15 protein-coding genes and 2 pseudogenes are annotated in these 20,864 nt (G+C 42.6%); all 17 read left to right on the top strand.

Annotation, left to right across the window (positions count from 1 at the left end; genetic code table 11):
• Positions 1 to 99: 99 nt before the first annotated feature.
• Positions 100 to 477, top strand: a complete 378-nt coding sequence (locus tag GPK60_RS05940) for a hypothetical protein (protein WP_008374225.1) — start codon at positions 100 to 102, stop codon at positions 475 to 477.
• Between the two features lie 147 nt (positions 478 to 624).
• Positions 625 to 2,010 carry a zinc-ribbon domain-containing protein gene (locus tag GPK60_RS05945; protein WP_215630504.1) on the top strand — a complete coding sequence of 462 codons (1,386 nt, stop codon included), beginning with the start codon at positions 625 to 627 and terminating at the stop codon, positions 2,008 to 2,010.
• The gene (locus GPK60_RS05950) at positions 2,007 to 2,186 is read left to right on the top strand and encodes a hypothetical protein (RefSeq protein ID WP_002594660.1); all 180 of its coding nucleotides are present in this window, start codon (positions 2,007 to 2,009) and stop codon (positions 2,184 to 2,186) included. Before GPK60_RS05945 ends, GPK60_RS05950 begins: the two co-directional genes overlap by 4 nt.
• Positions 2,187 to 2,721: 535 nt before the next feature.
• Positions 2,722 to 3,546 carry a ParA family protein gene (locus GPK60_RS05955; RefSeq protein WP_008789315.1) on the top strand — a complete coding sequence of 275 codons (825 nt, stop codon included), beginning with the start codon at positions 2,722 to 2,724 and terminating at the stop codon, positions 3,544 to 3,546.
• Positions 3,503 to 4,447, top strand: a complete 945-nt coding sequence (locus GPK60_RS05960) for a ParB/RepB/Spo0J family partition protein (protein ID WP_015512768.1) — start codon at positions 3,503 to 3,505, stop codon at positions 4,445 to 4,447. The genes GPK60_RS05955 and GPK60_RS05960 overlap by 44 nt, the downstream gene beginning before the upstream one ends.
• A gap of 285 nt (positions 4,448 to 4,732) precedes the next feature.
• Positions 4,733 to 8,983 (top strand): SpaA isopeptide-forming pilin-related protein, encoded by a 4,251-nt coding sequence (locus tag GPK60_RS05965; RefSeq protein ID WP_215630502.1) that lies wholly within the window; start codon positions 4,733 to 4,735, stop codon positions 8,981 to 8,983.
• Between the two features lie 161 nt (positions 8,984 to 9,144).
• Positions 9,145 to 9,441 (top strand): hypothetical protein, encoded by a 297-nt coding sequence (locus GPK60_RS05970; RefSeq protein WP_055062735.1) that lies wholly within the window; start codon positions 9,145 to 9,147, stop codon positions 9,439 to 9,441.
• A gap of 12 nt (positions 9,442 to 9,453) precedes the next feature.
• On the top strand, positions 9,454 to 9,714 hold the full coding sequence (locus GPK60_RS05975; protein ID WP_023920501.1) for a hypothetical protein: 261 nt from the start codon (positions 9,454 to 9,456) through the stop codon (positions 9,712 to 9,714).
• A complete protein-coding gene (locus GPK60_RS05980; RefSeq protein ID WP_055233347.1) occupies positions 9,695 to 9,994 on the top strand; it encodes a hypothetical protein in 300 nt (99 codons plus the stop codon). The genes GPK60_RS05975 and GPK60_RS05980 overlap by 20 nt, the downstream gene beginning before the upstream one ends.
• Before the next feature lie 865 nt (positions 9,995 to 10,859).
• A complete protein-coding gene (locus tag GPK60_RS15275; protein ID WP_227081565.1) occupies positions 10,860 to 11,192 on the top strand; it encodes a TnpV protein in 333 nt (110 codons plus the stop codon).
• A 1,391-nt stretch (positions 11,193 to 12,583) separates the two neighbouring features.
• Positions 12,584 to 17,329, top strand: a pseudogene (locus GPK60_RS15280) (N-6 DNA methylase); the annotation flags it as partial.
• Between the two features lie 20 nt (positions 17,330 to 17,349).
• Entirely contained in the window at positions 17,350 to 18,312 is a 963-nt protein-coding gene (locus tag GPK60_RS05990; RefSeq protein WP_055056983.1) for a DUF3991 and toprim domain-containing protein, read from the top strand.
• Positions 18,309 to 18,728 carry a DUF3846 domain-containing protein gene (locus GPK60_RS05995; protein WP_215630499.1) on the top strand — a complete coding sequence of 140 codons (420 nt, stop codon included), beginning with the start codon at positions 18,309 to 18,311 and terminating at the stop codon, positions 18,726 to 18,728. Before GPK60_RS05990 ends, GPK60_RS05995 begins: the two co-directional genes overlap by 4 nt.
• A gap of 135 nt (positions 18,729 to 18,863) precedes the next feature.
• Entirely contained in the window at positions 18,864 to 19,022 is a 159-nt protein-coding gene (locus tag GPK60_RS06000) for a DUF3789 domain-containing protein (protein ID WP_087203228.1), read from the top strand.
• Positions 18,985 to 19,326 carry a plasmid mobilization relaxosome protein MobC gene (mobC, locus tag GPK60_RS06005; RefSeq protein WP_002594670.1) on the top strand — a complete coding sequence of 114 codons (342 nt, stop codon included), beginning with the start codon at positions 18,985 to 18,987 and terminating at the stop codon, positions 19,324 to 19,326. The genes GPK60_RS06000 and mobC overlap by 38 nt, the downstream gene beginning before the upstream one ends.
• Positions 19,317 to 20,702: a relaxase/mobilization nuclease domain-containing protein gene (locus GPK60_RS06010; RefSeq protein ID WP_129258921.1), complete on the top strand. Its 1,386-nt coding sequence runs from the start codon at positions 19,317 to 19,319 to the stop codon at positions 20,700 to 20,702. Before mobC ends, GPK60_RS06010 begins: the two co-directional genes overlap by 10 nt.
• Positions 20,686 to 20,864, top strand: a pseudogene (locus GPK60_RS15285) (PcfB family protein); the annotation flags it as partial. The gene GPK60_RS06010 and the pseudogene GPK60_RS15285, both read left to right, overlap by 17 nt.

A 20,864-nucleotide genomic window follows, 5' to 3' on the forward strand; every position in this document is an offset into this window, starting at 1 on the left:
ATTCCACTGCTTTTTTAATAAAAATAAAACTGCGCCACAGCCTTGGCAGGCCATCGCGCAGCGATTTTGTTCAATCGGAAGTTTTAAAGGAGGAATACCATGGGATTATTTGGTAAAAGCAAAAAAGAACGAGAAACAGAATACATGAGCAGATTAGATGTTCCATCGTGTTTAAAAGAAGATTTTGAATTGATTATTGATGATATATTTACAATTATGGGAGTTGGAACAGTTGCCACAGGAAACATATTAACAGGGATGTGCAGAGAAGGGGAAAATGCATGTATTTATAAAGCAAATGGAGATATCTTAGAAACCAGAATTACTACTGTCGATGTACATACAAAAGAACGAAAAGCAAATGGTTGTGGATATAAAACAGAGCATGTTGGACTTGGGTTACGAGGAATTTCCAAGGAACAATTAGAAAAGGGTGATAAAGTACTTGTAAAGAATGCCAATATGTATGGAATGTAATTACAAATTCAAGTTTGTCAATTTGCCCTTTGAGAGAGGAGAAATCCTTTTCTCAAAGGGCTTTTTCTATTTATACGGATATTCGCAAACTACAAGATAAAGCTAAAACTTCATATACTCTAAGCACAAGGAGGTTGAGGTTTGGCTATGAATAACAGTTTAGCAGAAGTGCACCCGGAGCTTGTTTCGGAGTGGTCGGAGAAGAACTTACCGCTTACACCTGATGACATTACTTTCGGTTCAAATAAAAAAGTATGGTGGAAAGGTGCTTGCGGTCACGAATGGCAGACAAGCGTTAAGGCTCGTTCTAATGGAGAAAAATGCCCAATATGTTCCGGTGCGAGAGTGATTGCAGGTATTAACGATTTGGCGACATTAGAGCCATTACTGGTAAAACAGTGGTCGAAAAAGAATAAGATAAAACCGACAGAGGTTTCTATTGGTTCTCATAAGAAAGTGATTTGGAGATGTGAGAAAGGACACGAGTGGGAAGCTGTCGTTAAGAGCAGAACGATAAATAGGACAGGCTGCCCGTATTGTTCACATAATAAAGTGTTGGGAGGATTTAATGACCTTGCAACACTTCTGCCGGATATAGCAGCCGAGTGGTCGGACAGAAATTATCCGTTACTTCCAACTCAGGTTACGGTCTTTGCCAATCGTAAGGCTTGGTGGAAGTGTAAGGATTGTGGCAGAGAGTGGAACACTCTTATTTCTACCCGTTCCGGTGGTAGTAAATGCCCGTATTGCAGTGGGTACATATTCCTGAAAGGATTTAACGATTTGCAGACAACACACCCTGAAATTGCTTCGGAGTGGTCAGAAAAGAACTTGCCGTTGAAACCTGATGAGGTAAATGCAAAGTCGAGGAAAAATGTGTGGTGGCATTGTAAGAAATGTGGCAATGAATGGAAGTCAGTCATCAATGCCCGTGTGAAAGGAACGGTGTGCCCCGTTTGTGCGGAGAGAGAAGTTCTTGCCGGATATAATGATTTGGCGATAACAGACAGTCAGTTTCTCAGTGAATGGGATTATGAACAGAATAAATTGAAGCCGACAGAGGTATCACGAACTTCGGCAAAGAGAGCGTGGTGGAAATGCAGACACGGTCATTCGTGGAGTATGAAGATAAATGAAAGAACGATATTGAAGAAAGGCTGCCGAATTTGTGAGCAGGAGTATTTGTCATTGTTCCCTGCTTTGGCGGTCAGCTATTATTCTAATAGGAAAGGTTTGAAAGCAGAACTTGGTTCTGACCGATTGCTTGGAGTTCCGCTTGAAACATACATACCTTCAGAAAAGTTGGCTATTGAGTCGGGAAGTGCTGACGAGAATATAGAAATAATGAAAGCCTATATGTGTAAGCAACGAGGGATAAGGCTGATTAAGCTGCCGATGAAAGGCACAGAACTGGATTATGCCAATAATTTAAAGAAAGCTTTTCAGAGCGTACATATATTTATTTCTTCTGATACAGAGGAAGATGTGGAGATAATCAAAAATACATTTGAAAGATGGAGGGACAGCCAATGAGAGAGAAAACCTATCATCTATACTTAAATGAAGAAGAACGAAGCCGAGTGATACAATCGCTCATTGAACTGAAGAACAATTTAGCAGCTCAGGGACGATACACCGATGCAGTAGATGATGTCCTCTGCAAAGTGCTTGAAGCAAAGAAAAAGAAATTGAAAATTGAATACATTTAGAACGTGTTTTGCCGTCTGTTTCCTAACCGGAGCAGGCGGCTTTTTTAATTTCCAAAAATTTTTTTGAAATATTTTTGGAAAAGCGGAGATTTTGGGTGTGCATTTCATACCCCTTTGTCCAAATGAGTGAAGGGGTTCATTCCGGATAGCAAAAACGGAAGCCTTTTCGCTTGAAAATTGAATAAGTCATTCACTAAGACTTTATTTCTGATGATAGCCACTTTAGCAGGTACGCCGTGATTTCTGTATTTCAGAATAGCGAGAACTCCGGCTATGAGTATCAGGTTGCCCCTGATATGGCGATGACAGTCAGAATGATAATGATACTTCTCTACGGAGCTGGCGGAGTACCCGGCAGAGGTTAGAATCCTATGATACAGATAAGCAGTCTGTTCCTTAGTGACTTCCCATAAGCATTTTGCTTGGCAAGGGGTGTTGAGAACAAATATTGCTATGACCGATTAGGAAATGAGTCGGTCAGGTACATAGCCATAATGCGGTGGCTATGAATTTTCAGAAAGGAGGGCAAAAAGAAGTGTCAAACTGCAAAACGATTTCCGTATGTAACCAGAAAGGCGGAGTCGGAAAAACCACCACAACAGTTAATCTCGGAGTCGGGCTTGCAATGCAGGGCAAGAAAGTATTGCTCATAGACGCAGACCCGCAGGGAGATTTAACGACTTGTCTTGGTTGGCAGGATACAGACGGCTTGGGTATCACGCTTGCAACGAAACTCACAGATGTAATCAATGAAACGATGACAGACCCTATGGTTGGTATCCTGCACCACGAAGAAGGTGTTGACCTTGTTCCGGCAAACCTTGAGCTTTCAGCAATGGAATTTAACCTTATGAACGCAATGAGCAGAGAAACTACACTCAAGAACTATCTGAGTCAAGTGAAGAACAGATATGATTATGTAATTATAGACTGTATGCCTTCGCTTGGTATGGTTACTCTCAATGCTTTATCGGCGGCAGACAGTGTTATCATTCCGGTTCAGGCTCAGTATTTGCCTGCAAAGGGTATGACACAGCTTGTGCAGACAATTTCAAAAGTAAAGAAGTATATCAATCCGGATATTAAGATAGATGGTATGCTGCTTACTTTGGTGGATAGCCGAACAAACCTTGCAAAGAGTACGGTGGAAGCACTCAGGGCAAACTTCGGTAATCAGATAAGGATGTATCGAACACAAATCCCGATTGCCGTAAAAGCCGCTGAAACTTCTTCCAAAGGCAAGAGCATTTATGCTTATGAGCCAAACAGCACAGTGTCTAAGGCATACGCTGAATTTACAAAGGAGGTGTTAGCCGATGGCAGGAAGAAAGAGCGACTTCACTCTCACGAAGCTCGATGATTTATTTACCACGCAGGCACAGCGAGATGAAGAACAGCTTTCAAAAATCCGAGATATTCCATTGGAGCTGATTGATGATTTTCCCGACCATCCGTTTAAGGTCAGAGACGATGAAGATATGATGCAGCTTGTGGAGAGTGTCAAGGAAAGAGGGGTTATTACTCCGGCAACGGTAAGGCAGAAAGAGGACGGCAGATACGAACTTGTTTCAGGACACAGACGAAAGCGAGCTTGTGAACTGGCAGGATTTGAAACACTGAGAAGTGAGATTGTAGACCTGAACAGAGATGAAGCGACCATTTTAATGGTTGAGAGTAATTTCCAAAGGTCAGAGATATTGCCGAGTGAAAAAGCCTTTGCCTATAAAATGCGTTTAGAAGCATTAAGCAGACAAGGGAAAAGAACAGATTTAACTTCCAACCCACTGGGTCGGAAGTCGGATGGCAAAGAAACTGCTCAAATAATCGGAGAACAATCGGGCGACAGTCAAACGCAAGTTCGTCGTTATATTCGTTTAACAAACCTTGTTCCCGAACTGCTTGAATTTGTTGATGAGGGGCGTATTAAAATGCGTCCTGCCGTAGAACTTTCTTACCTTGATGAAGATTGCCAGCGTGATGTGGTTGACGAAATCGACCTGAATGACGCAACCCCGTCACACGACCAGACAATCCGTATGCGAAAGTTATTCAACGAGGGCAACCTTACAACAGAAGCAATCCACGCTGTTATGTCTGAGGAAAAGCCGAACCAAAAGGAAAAAATCGTGTTGAGGGGCGATAGAGTAAGACAGCTTATCCCGAAAAACATTCCCGTCAGTCAGACAGAGGATTTTGTCTGCAAAGCATTGGAGTATTACAACAAGTTTTTGCGTAACCGTGCAGAACGTGACAGCAGATAGCCTGTTTTACAGTTCCCCTTTCTCACACTCTAACCCCTTAGTTATATTTTTACCTACCGAAAATGATATATACTATCTCACTTGAATATAACTATCTCAAAGTATATGTCTATCTCTAAGGGGCAATCGCACAGTATGAACGGACGGGAGGTGTATGGTAAAATGAAAAATTAACGAAAAATCCGCATTTGTTTTTCGGCAGGTAAATCTTGTCGTAAAAGAAAATCCACAAAGGCACATCGTAGAGATACGGTGTGTTTTTCAATTTTTACAGGAGGAAACGCAATGATAAAGTCAAAATTCAAAAGAGTCACGTCGCTTTTCTTGGCGACCCTTATGTGTGTGACCACTTTTGCAGGCATTGGCTCGACAACAGCATATGCTGCTTCGGGAGAAAAAGCCGATGTTTATATGGTCGATTTCCCTCGTGATGGTGATGCTAATTACGATGGGGTATGGGGACACAGCAATTTGACCTTGAAAAATGGTTGGCATACCGGACGTTCCAATTTTACCAATCTTAAGGCTATTGGCTCATACTCAGGCAATGTTGCTTATTGTATTGAGCCGGGAATTTCGCTCAAGGTCGGTCAGACAATGAATAAGTATGACGAAAATTATTTTAATAACCTTGCAGCCAATGGGGTTATTTCCGGAGATGAAATCCGTCTTTTTGTTGGTCGTATTTTACAGTATGGCTACCGTGGGACAATCTCGACATCTTGGAGGTCACAGAATGAAGCGGCAGCAAACAGCATTGCACAGGCTTATGCCACACAGCTTCTTATCTGGGAAACTGTTATCGGAGAGCGTGATGCGAACTTCAATCATGTAGCAGCCAGTGGTTGCAGTAATGTGAAAGATGTCATCAATGCAAAACATCCGCTTCGCAATAAGATTTTCAGTTATTACAACAGTATGGTGCAGAGTGTACAGAACCATGCGACCATACCGAGCTTTTGTAATAAATCATCCGGTTCGGCAAAGACAATAGAACTTGAGTGGAACGGAAGTAAGTACACAACTACTCTGACAGACTCCAATAATGTGCTGTCCAAATATAATTTCAAGGCAAGTATCAGTGGAGTGAGCTTTTCAGTGAATGGTAACAAACTTACTGTTTCTATGGATACTGCACCGAGTAAGGAATTTACCATTACCGCAACGAAGAAAAATGCAGTCCGCAGAGGTGTGGTTGTATGGTCAGAGGGCAAACACGGTCAGAACTCCAGTGTGCAGGATGTTGTCAGCTATGCTCAGGAAGTAAGCGACAGTATCAACGGTTTTGTGAAGATGAAAGTCAGCTATGGTTCTTGTCAGATTGTAAAGACCAGTGAGGACGGCAAGGTTGACGGTATTAACTTCACAATTACCGGAAACGGTATCAATCAGACGGTTACAACAGCCAATGGCGGTAAGTTCCAGATTGATAATCTTATGCCGGGTATCTATACTGTAACCGAGCAGGCATACGATAAGTACGAGCCGCAGGAAACACATAGGGTTACTGTTGTAGCAGGACAGGTTGCAAAGGTCAATTTCAATAACAAATTGAAGCGTGGCGACCTTCAGGTAGTGAAGTCCTCAGAAGATAATCTTGTTGAAGGTATGAAGTTCCATCTTTTCGGTACTTCTCTTTCCGGTGCTGCTGTTGACCAGTATGCAGTTACAGACAAAAACGGTGTGGCAACTTTCAAAGATGTGCTTATCAGTGGTTCTGAACCATATACTCTTGAAGAAGTGGACACAGCTATCCGTTATGTTGTACCGAAAAATCAGACTGCACCAGTGAAGTGGAAAGAAGTAACCACAAGAAACTTCAATAACATTTTGAAGAAATTTACTGTAACAGTAACAAAGAGCGACGCTGAGAAAGGCGAAGCACAGGGCAATGCCAAACTTTCGGGAGCAGTTTATGGTATCTATAAGGGCGAAACGCTTGTAGATAAGTATGTTACTGATGAAAACGGTCAGTTCACTACTAAAGAATATGTTTGTGATACCGACTGGACAATCCGAGAAATCACACCGTCAGAGGGATATTTGCTTGATAAGACTATCCATGAAGTAGGTGCAGACCCGAAACTTTATGAGGTGGAACACAACCTTACTTCCAATGATGTAACCGAGCAGGTAATCAAAGGCAATGTGGCTATCATCAAACATACCGATGACGGAGAAACAAAGATTGAAACACCTGAAAAGGGTGCTTCCTTTGAGATTTATTTGAAATCTGCCGGAAGCTATGACGCAGCCAATAAAGACGAGAGAGATACCATTGTTTGCGATGAAAATGGCTTCGGTCAGACAAAAGATATGCCGTATGGTATTTATACCGTACACCAGACTTCCGGTTGGGAAGGCAGAGAGATGATGGATGATTTTGATGTGTTCATTTCACAGAACGCACAGACTTATCGTTATCTCATCAATAACCGTAACTTCGAGAGCTTTGTCAATGTAGTTAAGGTGGACGCAGAAAGCGGAAAGAGTATTCCGTATGCAGGAGCAGGATTTAAGATTTACGACCCGCAGGGTAATCAGGTCAAAATGACCTTTACTTATCCGACACCGACCACGATTGATGTGTTCTATACCGATGCAAATGGTTCTCTTGTCACACCTGAGAAACTGGATTACGGCAAGGGATATTCTATCGTAGAGGTACAAGCTCCATACGGATATGTACTTGATGATACTCCGGTATATTTTGATATTACCGAAGAAAATTCCACAGAGGAAGGCGGCGTAACTGTTGTGAAAGTCAATAAGCCGAATATGGCACAGAAAGGCACTGTTACGGTTGAAAAGACCGGAGAAGTATTTAGCGGTGTCAATGTAAGTGGTTCTGAGGACAGTGATGTTATTTATCAGCCTGTTTATGAAGTGGCAGGACTTGAGGGTGCAGTTTATGAAGTCCGTGCTGCGGAAGATATTAGCACACCGGACGGTACACTCCGCTATTCAAAGGGCGAAGTGGTAGATACTATCACAACAAGCTCCGATGGATTTGTGAAGAGCAAAGAACTTTATCTCGGAAAATACGAGGTCAAGGAAATTACCGCACCTTATGGAATGGTAATTAGTGGCGAAACACATACGGTTGAGCTTACTTACGCAGGTCAGAATATCTCTGTTACCGAAACTTCCACATCGTTCTATAACGAAAGACAGAAAGTTCAGGTAAGCCTTGCAAAAGCCATTGAAAAGGACAAGACATTTGGTATTGGCGATAACGGAGAAATCAAAAATATCAGCTTTGGTCTTTATGCCGCAGAAGATATTGTTTCTGCAAGCGGTACAGTTATTCCGGCTGATGGACTGATTGAGATTGTCAGCGTAAATGAAAATGGAACTGCTGTTATGAAGTCAGACCTTCCGTTTGGCAAATACTATGTCAAGGAGATTGCAACCGATGAGCATTATATTCTCTCTGATACGAAGTATCCGGTTGTATTTGAATACGCAGGTCAGGATACCGCAACGGTTGAAATCAAAGTGAATGACGGAAAAGAAATCAAGAATGAACTTATCTATGGTTCTGTATCAGGTAAGAAGATTGACGAGAATGGAGAAGCACTTGAGGGTGCTGTTATCGGTATCTTCAAAGCCGAAGAAACAGAATTTACAAAGGATACTGCACTTATGACGACTACCTCTGCAAAAGACGGTAGTTTTTCTTTTGCAAAAGTTCCTTATGGCAAATGGATTGTAAGAGAAATCGAGCAGCCAAAGGGATTTGTTCTTGATAAAAAAGCGTATGAGGTCAATATCAGCGAAGCCGAGCAGGTAGTTGAAATTGAGATTGTCAATGAGTATGTTCACGGCAATATCAGACTCACGAAGGTGGACGCTGAATATCCGGATAACAAGCTTACGGGTGCAACCTTTGAGGTATATAAGGACACCAATGAGAACGGAAAGATTGATGATGGCGATGAACTTATCGGAAATCTTGAAGAAACTGAAACCGGAATTTATGAGATGAAAGAGCTGCTTTACGGAAAATATATTGTCCGTGAAACAAAAGCACCGGAGGGCTTCCTGCTTGATAAGGGAGAATACTCTGTTTTCATTGAGAAAGACGAAACAACTTATTCCGTTGAGAATAAGGCTGGAGTTGGATTTATCAATGAAGCTATGCGTGGAACACTGAAAATCGTCAAGACATCTTCAGACGGTAAGGTCAAAGGTTTTGCGTTCAGAGTAACCGGAGCAAACGGGTATGATATGACATTTGAAACAGATAAGAACGGCGAAATTGTGATTGAGGGACTTCGTATTGGCGAATATACCGTATCCGAAGTGGCAAACAATGCCTCTGCCGCATATATCACACCTGCCGACCAGAATGTTACTATCAAACTTGATGAAACAGCCGTTGTAAAAATGCACAATGAGTTAAGAGATACGCCGAAAACAGGAGATGATACCAATATGAAACTTTGGTATGTCCTTGCCGGACTTTCTGCTGTCGGTATCGCTGTAACTTCTGTTGTTGCACACAAAAAGAAGAAAAAGGAGAGTAACGAGTAATGGAAGCAAAGACAATTATCGCTATCGCATTAGTCGCCGTTATCGTCGGTGGCTTTATCTTTCTTCAGGTTAAAAACCGTAAGAAGTAAGAAATAACCGAATATTAACCAGTTGGGGCAGAGCGTAAAAAACTCTGTCCCTTTATTTTTTGGAGGAACATTATGAAACAACAGAAAACGGTGGAGAGCCGAGTGCTTGAAATCTTAAAGGAATGCCCGATGTCGAGGTATGATGATATGCTTCTCATTCTGCATTATTACAATCGGTACGGATATATACCTGCCGGAAATCTTCCGCTTGAGGATATTGTATTTAATTACCGAGCATACGGACTTCCTTGTTTTGAAACCATACGCAGGGCAAGGCAGAGAGTACAGTCCCTTTTTCCTGAGTATTCACGTAATCCGCAGAAAGAAGAACAGAGCGGTAGTATTTCTATTGTAATCAACATTAGTTAAGGAGGTATTTTCGTGAAAGACAAAGCAACTTTTCAGAATAAGGTCAAGGTGCTGAATAAACTCTTTGACTCCGGTTGTGATACGGAGAAAAAGTTGCAGCAGCTTGATATGGAAGCAATCCTGAAAATCCCGAATATCACGATTCCTGATATGGGTGTGATTATGGAGCTTCAGAAGAATACAAAGTCCGGTAAACTCTTTTCGTATTTGGGCGGCGGTTCTGATGAAGCAACAAAAATGAGAGGTAAGGAAAATGAAGCAACAGGAGAATAGAGCAGAGCCACAGGAAAAGCAAATTCGATTTATAGACAGTCATTACAACTTAAAATTCTATATTCCCGATGGTGGAAAAATCAGGATTACTTTTCGTGATGGACACACAGCAGACAGAGTGTGCAAGTATATTGATGACTACCATTTGTATGTCGGAAATTGCTGCTATCATATATGCGAGTTTGCTGAAAAAATGGAGCTTAGTGGGAGCAAAGTTGAACCTATCAATCAATCCGAACCGTCAAAAAACAAGACCAGAAACAGAGAAAAACAGCGATAAGGAGGTGCAAGAGTAATGGCACGAAAATATGACCTTATTTCTGAGCTTTACAACCGCACCTGCAAAACGGTTGTGTCAAATCCTCAGAACTGGCAGGCATTCTTGGCTTCGGCTTGCCGAAATTATAAGTTACGTTATGACGAACAGCTACTTGTATATGCACAGCGACCTGATGCAACAGCGGTTCTTGAGATAGAGCAGTGGAACAAAATTTTTGGCAGATGGGTCAACCGAGGTGCAAGAGGTATTGCTGTTTTTGCTGATGAAAACCGTTCACGGCAAAGACTGACACATTACTTTGATATTTCAGATACTCACGAAAGCAGATATTCAAGAACAGTCCCGATTTGGGATATGCGTCAGGAATACGAAGCTGATGTGATTGAAACATTGGAAAGCACTTTCGGAGAGATTGAGAATAAGAGCAGTCTTGCCGAAGCAATTATGGGAGCAGCAAGAAATGCGGCAGAGGATAATATCCCTGATTATCTGCAAGACCTTTACTATGCAACCGAGGGCAGTTCCTTTGAGGAAGTGGAAGAGGATATTGTGGCTTTCATTTATAAAAATGTCGTGACAAACAGTGTGGCATATATGATGATGTCAAGGCTCGGCGTTGATACGGACGGTTATTTTGAACCTGATGATTTCAGAGATGTTACCAACTTCAATACGCAGGAAACACTCAATGCACTTGGATTTGCTACCAGTGATATTGCAGAAATGGGATTGACGGAAATATCTAAAACAATTACTGCACTCAACCGTCAAAATCGCATAATTGTCGGTCAGGACAGAAATGAATACAATAAGGTTGAAAATAACGACGAAAGGAGTTTGGACAATGAACGAACTGACCTACACGATGGTGGGCGATTACAGCCTTCCGAACCTGAAACTTCCACAGCAGCCGGAAGTGACGTTGGGCAGATACGCTCAGATGAGGAGAGAGTTTCTGAAGGAACATCACAGAGTCCTTTACTACAATCTCCTGACGAGGGGCGAACTGACACAGCACTTGGCGGAAGTGGAACAGAGAGCCAGCAAGATGGAGGAAACAATTCTGAGCCAGATGGCACAGAAAGAGGGAGTGACCGAACAGATGAAAGCGGAGGATATGATGAAATGGGTTCGTCTGATGAACTCCCTTCGCAATTCGGCACAGGAAATCGTGAAAGCGGAAGTGATATTCGCTTAGAGTATTACGACAGAACGCACGAGGATAAAAGCCTTCCGTTCTTTGGACGTGATGAAGTAATCAATGAAATTCTCAGAACGACACCACATTTGTCGGCAAGTTTGGAAGAAATCAAAGATTATTATGAACATAATCCTGATAACAAAGACCGCACAGAGTATATAAAGAGTATTTTCAATAATGATTATACCGAACTTACTTTAGAGGATGGAAGGACAGTAGGATACAAGACCTTTGAAAACGTTCTGCATTTGTGGGAGGGCAAATACGACAGCAGAACCGCACAGAGCTTTTATGATTGGGCTGTTATTGCTCGACATTTTGAAGCTATGCGATTACTGGGAGAATTAAGTGACAGCATAAAACCATTACCGTCAATGGACGGTCAGATGACATTCATATTAGACGGTCGGGCAGAGGAAAAGAAAACCTCTGCCTTTGTTTTTTCTCAGGAGATTATCGACGCTGTTCTTGCGAATGGAAGCGGATTTTCTGAGGGAAAAATGCGTATCTATGAACAGTTTGAAAAAAGCCTTTCTGCAAAAGAAAATGCCGACTTCTTGAAAAATGAATACGGTTGGGGCGGTTCTTATCCCGTCATAATCGGGGCAGGCATTGATGAGAGCCACGATGGAAAAGGTATTACGATTACGAAAGGCATCGGTAAAGAAAATCCACATATCACACTTTCGTGGTCGCAGGTGGAGAAGCGTATCGGGGAACTTATCCGAATGGACAGATACTTAAATCCAAAGGAAAAAGAACGTTATCCTCAGTGGCTTGAAAGTCAAGAGGAACGCAGAGCCAAAATCGAGGAAATGAAAAGAAATCGTGAGATACTCTCTAATGCACCACCGGAGCAGGAGGTTGAACCAGCCGAAAAAGAACCTGAAGAAGCAGAACAGCCGCAAGATGTGCAGTATGAATATCATCTTGGCGATAAGGTGTATATCGGTGCTTCTGAGTATGAAATCTTATCTGTTGATGATGAGAGAGTAATGCTCTATGACTATGATATGCCACTGTTCAATAAGGAATTTTCACGCACAGAGTTTGACAGAAAAGTGCGTGAGAACCCGATGAATGAGCATTTGATTGTGAAGGAAGAACCTGCCGAAGAAAGAAATGAAACGGAAGAAGTTCAGACCAATATGGGCAGTATGCCGATTGAGGATTATCGAGAGATAGTAGCTTCGCAGTCAGGTTTTGATAGCTATGATGAAATGTATAAGCAGGGGTATCGCATAGGAAACGGTTACGATAAAGAGCCTGAGCCGGTAGTTCCTGCTTGGGAGCAGAAGAAAAAAGTCAAAGGCTTTGACTTGCACCCTGATGTGCCTATGGCAGACCGTCACACCTTTAATCTTAGAGAAAATGAGGTTGAAACGGTTGGTAAAAAGGAACGCTTCCGCAGAAATATTATGGCGATACAGCTTCTTAAAAAATGTCAGGAAGAAAACAGATTCGCCACTCCTGAAGAACAGATTATCTTATCAAAGTATGTCGGTTGGGGTGGGCTTTCAGAAGCCTTTGATGAAAATAATTCAGCGTGGGCAACTGAATATCTGGAACTTTCTTCGGTATTAACACCGGAGGAATATGCTTCGGCAAGAGAAAGCACATTGACTGCGTTCTACACGCCGCCTGAAGTAATAACAGCCATTTATAAGGCAATGGAGCAGATGGGCTTTAAGGAAGGAAACTTGTTAGAGCCGTCCTGCGGTATCGGTAATTTCATCGGTATGCTGCCGGACGCAATGCAGAACAGTAAGATTTACGGTGTGGAACTTGATACGATTTCCGCAGGGATTGCACAGCAGCTTTATCAGAAAACAACCATTGCGGCACAAGGATTTGAAGAAACAAATCTGCCGGACAGCTTCTTTGATGGAGTGGTTGGTAATGTGCCTTTTGGAGATTTTAAGGTATCGGATAAAAGATACGACAAGCATAAGTTCCTGATACACGATTACTTTTTTGCCAAGTCCCTTGATAAGTTAAGACCCGGCGGTGTGATGGCTCTTGTAACGAGCAAAGGCACAATGGATAAGGAAACTTTAGCAGTACGAAAGTATATTGCACAGAGAGCAGAGCTTCTTGGAGCAATCCGATTGCCGAATAATACCTTTAAGGGTAATGCAGGAACGGAAGTCGTTTCGGATATTCTTATCCTGCAAAAGCGTGACAGACTGATAGATATTGAGCCGGATTGGGTTCATCTTGATACCGATGAGAACGGAATTAAGATGAACTCTTATTTTGTGCAGCACCCCGAAATGATACTCGGAGAAATGAAAATGGTATCGGGGCGTTTCGGTATGGAAGCAACTTGTGTACCGTATGAAAATGCAGACCTTGCAGCACAGCTTGATGAAGCAGTAGCAAACATTCACGGAGAAATCACGGAATATGAAACTGAGGAAGAACTGGAGGAGGAAGATAATTCTATTCCGGCAGACCCGACAGTGAGAAACTTTTCCTATACGGTGGTAGACGATAAAATCTACTATCGTGAAAATTCCCGTATGACTCCGGTGGAAGTGTCGGCAACCGCAGAGAACCGAATTAAGGGTATGATTGCTATTAGAAATTCCGTCAGAACGCTGATTGAATTGCAGACAGAAGATTACCCTGACAGCGAAATCAAAGCGGAGCAGGAGCGATTAAACAGACTTTATGATACCTTTTCAGGTAAGTACGGACTCATTAACAGCCGTGCAAATACTTCTGCTTTCTCGCAGGACAGTTCATTCTCTTTGCTTTCCGCATTGGAGATAATCGGAGAGGACGGAGAACTGGAGCGTAAGGCTGATATGTTTTCTAAGAGGACAATTAAGCCGCATACTCCGGTTACTTCTGTTGATACGGCAAGCGAAGCGTTGGCGGTATCTCTTGGAGAAAAAGCCACGATTGATATGGACTATATGATGGGGCTTTCCGGTAAATCGGAGAATGAAATCTTTGAGGACTTAAAGGGTGTTATCTTCCTAAACCCGCTTTATGAGTATGGAAATTCTTACGAACCGAAGTATCTGATGGCTGATGAATACCTTTCGGGTAATGTCAGGGAAAAGCTGAAGATTGCAAAGAACTCGGCAGAACTCTATCCGGAAGATTATAAGGTCAATGTAGAAGCACTTCAAAAGGTGCAGCCGAAAGACCTGACTGCAAGTGAAATTTCCGTGCGACTTGGTGCAACTTGGCTGCCACCGGACGATGTGCAGGAGTTTATCTTTCATTTGCTTGAAACACCACGTTATGCACAGTGGAATATCAAAGTTCACTTCTCTCCATTTACGAGTGAGTGGAATATTGAGGGCAAATCTTACGACAAAGGAAATGTAAGGGCATATAACACTTACGGAACTTCCCGCATCAATGCCTATAAGATTATCGAGGAAACACTGAACTTAAAAGATGTGCGTATCTTTGATTATATCGAAGATGATGAGGGAAAGAAAAAAGCTGTCCTGAATAAAAAGGAAACAGCGATTGCTCAGTCGAAGCAGGAAATGATTAAGCAGGAATTTCAGGACTGGATATGGTCTGACCCTGAACGAAGGGAAAGGCTTTGCAAATCTTACAATGAGAAATTCAATAGCGTCAGACCTCGTGAGTATGATGGAAGTCATATCATCTTCAATGGTATGAACCCTGAAATTGAACTCAGGGAACATCAGAAAAATGCGGTTGCTCATATCCTTTACGGAGGAAATACGCTTCTTGCACACGCAGTCGGAGCAGGAAAAACTTTTGAAATGGTGGCGGCAGCACAGGAGTCGAAAAGGCTTGGGCTTTGTAACAAGTCACTGTTTGTTGTACCAAATCACTTGACCGAACAATGGGCGGCTGAGTATTTGCAGCTCTATCCGGCGGCGAATATTCTTGTCGCAACAAAGAAAGATTTTGAAACCAAGAACCGTAAAAAGTTCTGCGGCAGGATTGCAACTGGAGATTATGACGCAGTTATCATCGGACATTCACAGTTTGAAAAAATCCCGATGTCCATTGAAAGACAGAGGGCAATCTTAGAACAGCAGCTTGAGGAGATAACCGGAGGAATTGCGGAACTCAAGCGAAACCGAGGGGAAAACTTCTCCATAAAGCAGCTTGAAAAGTCAAAGAAATCTATCAGGCAGAAACTTGATAAACTCAATGACCAGACGAAAAAAGATGATGTTGTAACCTTTGAGGAACTTGGTGTAGACAGGCTTTTTGTTGATGAAAGCCATTATTACAAGAACCTTTATCTTTATACAAAAATGCGTAATGTGGGCGGTATCGCACAGACGGAAGCACAGAAATCTTCCGACCTCTTTATGAAGTGCCGTTACCTTGACGAGATTACCGGAGGGCGAGGGACCGTGTTCGCAACGGGTACACCTATCTCAAACAGTATGGTGGAACTCTATACGATACAGCGATATTTGCAGTACAGCACGCTTGTGAAAAATGGGTTGCAGCACTTTGATGCCTGGGCTTCCACTTTCGGAGAAACCATTACGGCAGTGGAACTTACACCGGAAGGAACAGGATACAGAGCAAAGACAAGGTTCGCAAAATTCTATAACTTGCCTGAACTAATGGCGATGTTCAAGGAGATAGCGGACATTAAGACAGCGGATATGTTGAACCTGCCAGTACCGGAAGCAAAGTACCATAACATTGCAGTAAAGCCGTCAGAAATGCAGAAAGAAATGGTTGCTTCCCTTGCAGAGAGAGCTGAGCAGGTGCGTGGCGGCGGTGTGGATTCAAGTGTAGATAATATGCTGAAAATCACGAATGATGGAAGAAAACTGGCTCTTGACCAGCGTATGCTAAACGATATGCTGCCTGATTTTGAGGGCAGTAAAATCAATGCCTGCGTTGATAACATCTATCGAATATGGGAAGAAAATGCCGACAAGAAATCGGCACAGCTTGTGTTTTGTGACCTTTCCACGCCGAAGAATGACGGCACATTTTCCGTCTATAACGACATTAGGAAAAAGCTGATTGAGAGAGGTATTCCTGAAAGTGAAGTAAAATTTATACACGAAGCCGACACGGATATGAAGAAAAAGGAACTGTTCCAAAAGACACGCAAGGGAGAAGTCAGGGTGCTTCTTGGCTCTACTCAGAAGATGGGAGCAGGAACGAATGTGCAGGATAAACTTATCGCACTTCACGATGTGGATTGTCCGTGGCGACCTTCAGATTTGGAGCAGCGTTCCGGTAGAATTGTCCGTCAAGGCAATGAAAATCCGCAGGTTGATATTTACCGTTATGTAACAGAGCAGACCTTTGATGCATACCTCTATCAGCTTGTGGAAGGTAAGCAGAAGTTCGCAAGTCAGATTATGACGAGCAAATCTCCGGTTAGGTCGGCAGAGGATATTGATGAAACCGCACTGTCCTATGCAGAGATAAAAATGCTTGCAACAGGTAATCCATATATCAAAGAAAAGATGGACTTAGACATTCAAGTACAGAAGCTAAAGATGTTAAAATCCAATTTCTTATCAGAGAAATATGGACTGGAGGATAAGGTCATCAAGTTCTACCCACAACAGATTGCTTACTTGAAATCCCGTGTAGAGGGACTTACAAAAGATGTTAAAACAGCAAAATTACACCCGAAACCGATAGACGAGCAGCCGCTTGGAATGACGGTATCGGGTGTTTCTTATTCCGAAAAAGCCGAAGCAGGTCAGGCAATCATCAATGCCTGCAAGTCAATGAACAGTCCCGATGCGATACCACTTGGCGAGTACCGTGGCTTTCAAATGGAACTGTATTTTGATACGGTTCAGCGTAATTATGTTGTGAAATTAAAAGGCGAAACAAGCAGAGATGTACCGCTTGGCGATGATTCTCACGGTAATATTGTGAGAATAGATAACGGCATTGAACGCTTTGAAGAAACACTTGCTGATACGAAAAACAGCCTTGAAAATACGGAAAAGCAGTTTGAAACAGCGAAGCAGGAAATCGAAAAGCCGTTTGCCAAAGAGGAAGAATTGAAGGCAAAAACTGCTCGACTTGATGAGCTGAATATCCTGCTCAATATGGATAAAAAGGAAAATGAGATTGTCGGCGGAGAGCCTGATGAGGGCGAAGCAGTCGGCGGCAGAAAGGAGAAATCGTATGAGAGATAAACAGAAAGGCGGTGGTCGATATGCCATTTATCGCACCTGAGTTAATCATTCAGGCGAAGCAGATGGACTTATTAACCTACCTGAGAAATTATGAACCGTATGAGCTGGTTAAGTTTTCAGGTAACACCTATTGCACCAGAACCCACGACAGTTTGAAGATTTCAAATGGGAAATGGATATGGTGGTCGAGAGGTATTGGCGGCAGGAGTGCTTTGGATTATCTGATTAAGGTCAAAGGTTACAGCTTCCTTGAAGCGGTGGAAACCATTATCGGACACACAGCGATTCAGGCTCCGGTCTATGAAAAGCCACAGCCAAAAGAGGAAAATAAACCGCTTCTTCTCCCTGAAAAATGTGCTTCCAACAGAGTGATTACAGAGTATCTTTTCGGGAGAGGAATAGATTTTGAAATCATCAATTACTGTATCTCTAATGACCTTATCTTTGAGAGCCTGCCGTATCACAATGTTGTGTTTGTAGGCTATGACGAGAAGAAAGAGCCGAAATATGCAGCCTACCGTTCCACGAATAAGCGTAGGATTATGGGCGATTGCAGTGGCAGTAAAAAAGATTATTCTTTTCGGCTTGGTAAGGAAAACTTGGAGGAAGTACACCTCTTTGAGTGTGCCATAGACCTGTTATCCTATGCCACGCTTGCGAAGCTGAATGGGCAGGATTGGAAAGAAATGAGCTTTGTTTCGCTGTCCGGGGTGTATTCTCCGGCAAAGAAAATTGAGGACAGTAAAGTGCCGATTGCACTGGAAAAGTATCTTGGCAGTAACCCATCTGTCAGGAAAATCCGTATCCATTTTGACAATGATATAGCGGGCAGAAAGGCAGCACAGACCTTAAAAACTATTCTGCCGGATAAGTATGAAATCGTTGATGAGCCACCAAAAGCAGGTAAGGACTTCAACGATTTTCTTTGTATGCGGATGGGAATTTACAATAAAAAAACACACGAAAGGAATGAAGAACGATGAATGATACAAAGATTAAAGTTCTCTTGGTAGAACCGGAAAAGTACCCGAAGGAAATTGTAATCGACGACAGTCTGGAAGCAATGCAGGAGGTTGTCGGCGGGGATATTGAGGAATATATGCCCTATGACGATGACGTTGCAATCATCTGTAATGAGGAAGGAAAGATGAGAGGACTTCCGCTTAACCGTGCAGTTTATGTGCAGGACAATGATAAGAAAGAGATGGTAGATATTATCTGCGGCAAATTCTTTATCTGTTATGCACCGCCTGAGAGTGAGAGTTTTCAGAGCTTGCCGGACGATATGATGAAGAAATACAAGGAACAGTTCAAGTATCCTGAACGCTTTTCTAAGGAAGTGGGCGGCAATATCGTGGCTGAACCTTTTAAGCCGAAATCAAAGGATTATGAGAGATAGTAGCCTGAGAACGGGGCAACCCAGAGGAGATGTTTAATCTTAGCGAGCAGACCATTTGGATAAACACAGTTTCCCAAACGGTAAAAGGCTCGTTAGGGGTTGCCCCTAATACCCCGTGAGAAAGGAGAACTTGATTTGAGAGAGTTATTACTTATTGCCGCCGGAACACTGCTCGGCAGTTGTCTTGGCGTTACGATGATGTGCTTATTCCAGATTAACAAAGATTGCAGAGTAAAGAGAAAGGAAGATACCGATTATGAGAAAGAGAAACATTCAGAAGATTGTACGCTTTAACCGCAAGGAAGCACAGGATTTGGCAGCAAAGGCAAAGAAGGCTTGTCTTTCCGAAGCAGGACTTATCCGTTTACTTATCAGAGGTTACGAACCGAAAGAGAAACCCGATGACCGTTTCTATGATGTGATGAGGGAACTTTCCTCTATCGGTAATAACATCAATCAGCTTGCTGCCAAAGCGAATACACTTGGTTTCATTGACGCACCTATGCTGAAGAATGAAGCTGCAAAGTGGAATAAGTTCCAGTCAGAGATTGAGAGGACATATCTTCGTCCAAATCAGAGCGAAATGAAATGGCAGTAACAAAGTTGTGGTCGGTAACAGAAAGGCTCGGTCAGGTCATTGACTATGCAACCAATCCCGAAAAGACTTCTGCAAATATCAAAAGGGAGTTTTCACCGGAACAGTATCAGGCTCTTGCTGATGTTATTGCTTATGCAAAGGATGAAGAAAAAACAGAGCGAGAATTTTATGTTGAGGGTATCAACTGTAATGTGGCGATTGCCCGTGAACAGTTCATAACGGTTAAGGAACAGTACCAAAAGACAGACGGTATCCAAGCCTATCACGGATATTTGAGTTTCAAGGAAACAGATATATCTCCTGAGATGGCACAGAGAATCGGAATGGAATTTGCAAATGAAGTGTGGGGTAAAAGATTTCAGGTTGTTGTGACAACCCATCTGAATACAAAGCATCTGCACTGCCATTTTGTCATCAACTCTATTTCGTTTGTCGATGGCAAACATTTGTGGGGCGAGGAAAAAGCATGGTTCAAATTCCGAAAAGTTGCAGACCGGATTTGTGAGAAGTACGGACTTTACTATGACCCGAATCCGAACCGCAGTAAGCAGTCGGATTATCTGACGATGAAAGAAAAGGCAGGTATGCCGACACGCTACTCGGTTGCAAAAGAAGCCATTGATTATGCTATCGACCACAGCAAGACCCTGAAAGAATTTCAGTTTGCTCTCAAGGAAATGGGATATGCCTATAACCTAAGTCCAAGCCGAAAATACTGGACAGTCATTCCAAAGGGATACGATAAGCCGATACGACTGAAAAATCTCGGAGCAGATTATACCAATGACCGGATTGTAGAGCGTATCAAAGAAAATCGTGACAGATGGGCAGAGATTGAGCCGTTCCAGAGGGCGATTTATAAGCCAAGACAGTATCGTATGCAGACCAGAGGGCAGAAGCTGAAAAAGAAAGGCGGACTTTATGGGCTGTATCTGTATTACTGTTACAGACTCGGTTATCTGCCAAAGTATAAGAAACAGAATAACGCAAGGCTTCATTATCTTTTGAAAGATGATTTGATGAAGCTCGATAAGATTACTGATGAAGTAAGGCTGCTCGGACGAGAAAATATTTCCACGGACGAACAGCTTTTTTCATATAAGACTTCTTTAGAGGAGCAGATGAAAAATCTGATTGCCGGAAGAACACATCTCCGAAAAAAGATAAGAACAAATATTGATGATGGTCAGCTTCAGGCGGCAAAAGATGAAATCGCTTCTATCAATGGAGAATTGAAAAAACTCCGACGGGAAGTAAAACTCTGCGAGGATATTGCGGAGAGGTCAAAGGTTATGGAAGAAAATCTTGAGCATATCGAAACAGAGGAACAAAAACAGCAGAGAAAGGAGAAATCACGCTATGAACAACGGTGGTGACGCAGCAGAGCAGGTCGTTAGGCTTTCGCTTGAAGGATTTGAAGTTGCTGCAAGATTAAGCGGTTCGGCGGCGAAGAATATTGCATTGCTTTTGGTATCGGTTCTGAAGCAGGAACAAAAGACGAAGGGCAAAGCAAGGCTTACCAATATGATTAAGTCAGG

The sequence above is a fragment of the Ruminococcus sp. MCC718 genome, from assembly GCF_018783905.1.
GTDB lineage: Bacteria > Bacillota > Clostridia > Lachnospirales > Lachnospiraceae > Hominisplanchenecus > Hominisplanchenecus faecis.

What these genes read in the sequence shown, in the direction of transcription:
- GPK60_RS05995 (WP_215630499.1), top strand. Translation starts at nt 18,309, where the DNA reads ATGAATGATACAAAGATTAAAGTTCTCTTGGTAGAACCGGAAAAGTAC.
- GPK60_RS05945 (WP_215630504.1), top strand. Translation starts at nt 625, where the DNA reads ATGAATAACAGTTTAGCAGAAGTGCACCCGGAGCTTGTTTCGGAGTGG.
- GPK60_RS15275 (WP_227081565.1), top strand. Translation starts at nt 10,860, where the DNA reads ATGGTGGGCGATTACAGCCTTCCGAACCTGAAACTTCCACAGCAGCCG.
- GPK60_RS05960 (WP_015512768.1), top strand. Translation starts at nt 3,503, where the DNA reads ATGGCAGGAAGAAAGAGCGACTTCACTCTCACGAAGCTCGATGATTTA.
- GPK60_RS05990 (WP_055056983.1), top strand. Translation starts at nt 17,350, where the DNA reads ATGCCATTTATCGCACCTGAGTTAATCATTCAGGCGAAGCAGATGGAC.
- GPK60_RS05940 (WP_008374225.1), top strand. Translation starts at nt 100, where the DNA reads ATGGGATTATTTGGTAAAAGCAAAAAAGAACGAGAAACAGAATACATG.
- GPK60_RS05965 (WP_215630502.1), top strand. Translation starts at nt 4,733, where the DNA reads ATGATAAAGTCAAAATTCAAAAGAGTCACGTCGCTTTTCTTGGCGACC.
- GPK60_RS06010 (WP_129258921.1), top strand. Translation starts at nt 19,317, where the DNA reads ATGGCAGTAACAAAGTTGTGGTCGGTAACAGAAAGGCTCGGTCAGGTC.
- GPK60_RS05980 (WP_055233347.1), top strand. Translation starts at nt 9,695, where the DNA reads ATGAAGCAACAGGAGAATAGAGCAGAGCCACAGGAAAAGCAAATTCGA.
- GPK60_RS05950 (WP_002594660.1), top strand. Translation starts at nt 2,007, where the DNA reads ATGAGAGAGAAAACCTATCATCTATACTTAAATGAAGAAGAACGAAGC.
- mobC (WP_002594670.1), top strand. Translation starts at nt 18,985, where the DNA reads ATGAGAAAGAGAAACATTCAGAAGATTGTACGCTTTAACCGCAAGGAA.
- GPK60_RS05970 (WP_055062735.1), top strand. Translation starts at nt 9,145, where the DNA reads ATGAAACAACAGAAAACGGTGGAGAGCCGAGTGCTTGAAATCTTAAAG.